4 protein-coding genes are annotated in these 1,891 nt (G+C 61.8%); 3 read left to right on the top strand and 1 reads right to left on the bottom strand.

The genetic code is table 11. From position 1 onward, the window contains the following. Together EN879_RS34035 and EN879_RS34030 are read left to right on the top strand one after the other, a co-directional pair. The coding region (locus EN879_RS34035; protein ID WP_164774763.1) for a GatB/YqeY domain-containing protein at window positions 1-167 on the top strand (167 nt) is incomplete at its 5' end. Between the two features lie 127 nt (window positions 168-294). After that, the gene (locus EN879_RS34030) at window positions 295-585 is read left to right on the top strand and encodes a hypothetical protein (protein WP_063168785.1); all 291 of its coding nucleotides are present in this window, start codon (window positions 295-297) and stop codon (window positions 583-585) included. 61 nt (window positions 586-646) lie between these two features. Here EN879_RS34030 and EN879_RS34025 read toward each other — a convergent pair whose 3' ends face one another. Next, complete coding sequence (locus EN879_RS34025) at window positions 647-1,219, bottom strand: TetR/AcrR family transcriptional regulator (protein WP_063168784.1); 573 nt, start codon at window positions 1,217-1,219, stop codon at window positions 647-649. Between the two features lie 118 nt (window positions 1,220-1,337). Here EN879_RS34025 and EN879_RS34020 point away from each other — a divergent pair. Further along, window positions 1,338-1,891, top strand: a 554-nt coding sequence (locus EN879_RS34020) for a DUF4336 domain-containing protein (RefSeq protein WP_245493912.1), incomplete at its 3' end; no start/stop codon positions are given.

Here is a 1,891-nt window from a genome sequence, read left to right as displayed (position 1 = left end):
AGCTGGATGATGCGGCGGTAACTGCTGCGGCGCGCGAGGCGATCGCCGCGACCGGTGCGGCCAGCCAGAAGGACATGGGCAAGGTGATCGCCGCACTGAAGCAGAAATATGCCGGCCAGATGGATTTCGGCAAGGCGAGCGGCATCGTCAAGGGTCTGCTGCAGTAGGGTGCTGCTCATCTCGTCGCTTGGGTGGCCGACCGGGCGGAATCCAGATCCGTCCGGAATCCAAGTCCAGGAATTGGAACCCGGATAGCGCCGAGATGTTTATCCGTCATGCAACTGGAGAGATGCCATGACTGAGAACGAAACCCGCTATGAAACCGGTGCGACGAAATATCCGGCAAAGACCGATGCCGACGCTTCCGATGAATTCTCCCAGGATGCGGCCGCCAACGAGAAGCCTGCCGGCGGAATAGGGCTCACCCGCCGGATGGGCGAAGTGGAAGACCGCACCCGCCAGTCGGAGGGACAAAACCCGCCAAAGCAAGCCACGCCGAGCGCTGCAACCGAAAAGACGTCCGGGGCCGGCCCCGCTATCGCGGAGCGTTCAAAGGACGCCAAGGCTCCGAAGAGCAGCCAATGAAGCGAAGGCCGGGAGCACTCCTGCGGCGCTTTGGAGATCGGCGGACAAGTGGTTCGCGTAGTTAGCGTTTGCCGATCCCTTCAACGACGATGCGGATGAGGTGCCTGATCTCGTCCTCGCTGAATGACCCGGCCGAAAGCGCCGAAAGCATCGCCTGGCCGTATATTCCAAGCAGGACCAGCGCCATGAAATTGGCATCGTCATCCCTGCGAATGACACCTTGCCGTTGGCCGAGCACCAGAAGGTCCCGGACCAGGCGCTGGAATGAGGGCCGGTCGGGCGGCGGCTGCAGGGACGGACGCTCGGCGGGGGCAAGAGCCAGCCTGGCAAGCGAGGGATTGGCCAGGCACCAGCCGGCGCTGTCGAGAAAGACTGTCTCGAGCATGACGAATACATCTTCGTTCGCCGCCATGCGGGCGCGGTAGGCGGCATCGCCCGCCTCCACGCGGGCGATGAGCCGCAACGCGATTTCTTCTTTCGAACTGAACAGATTGTAGACCGTTTTGCGGGTCAAGCCGGCACGCGTCGCGATCTCCTCGACCGAGGTGTTGGCAAACCCCATCTCCCGAAACGCCAGGTCGGCGGCATTGAGGATGAGGCTTCGCGACCGTTCGGTCCGCTTTGGGGTTGTCATTTTTATACCCTAGTGTAAATTTACACATATGTAAACTTTTGCTGCGTGACCGCCGCATTGCGGCAGCCGCCAATCCCGCGAAGGGTCGACTGTGGCGCATCGGAATTCAAGCGGCTCTATGGGAAGCAATGTGCAAATGGCTGGTAGTCTCAAGGAATTCGGCCTTGGGATCTGGATTGCGGATGGTCCGATCGTCACGGCGGCCGCCGGCTTTCACTATCCCACGCGTATGGCCGTTATCGGATTGTCCGGGGGCGGTTTGTTCATCTGGTCACCGGTAGAGCTCACGAACGAGCTGCGCGCCGATGTGGACGCTCTGGGCGTGGTGCGCTTCCTGATCCCGCCCAATTCGCTTCACCACGTGTTTCTCGCTGACTGGCAGCGCGGCTATCCCGATGCCAAGGTCTATGCGCCACCCGGCCTGCGGGAAAAGCGCCGAGATATCCTCTTCTGCGGCGAGCTCGGCGATACGCCTGCCGCCGACTGGGCGGACGATCTCGACCAGGTCGTCGTGCGCGGCAACAGGATCACCACCGAGATTGTCTTCTTCCACCGCGCAAGCAGGACAGTGTTGTTCACCGATCTGATCCAGCATTTCCACGCCGGATGGTTCAAGGGCTGGCGGGCGCTCGTAGCCCGGCTGGATCTGATGGTGGCCGCAGAGCCCTCAGT

The sequence above is a fragment of the Mesorhizobium sp. M7A.F.Ca.AU.002.02.1.1 genome, from assembly GCF_003998535.1.
Classification (GTDB): Bacteria; Pseudomonadota; Alphaproteobacteria; order Rhizobiales; family Rhizobiaceae; genus Mesorhizobium; species Mesorhizobium ciceri.
The sequence above is the reverse complement of the archived record's forward strand: the minus strand, read 5'-3'. Positions and strand labels throughout refer to the sequence as shown.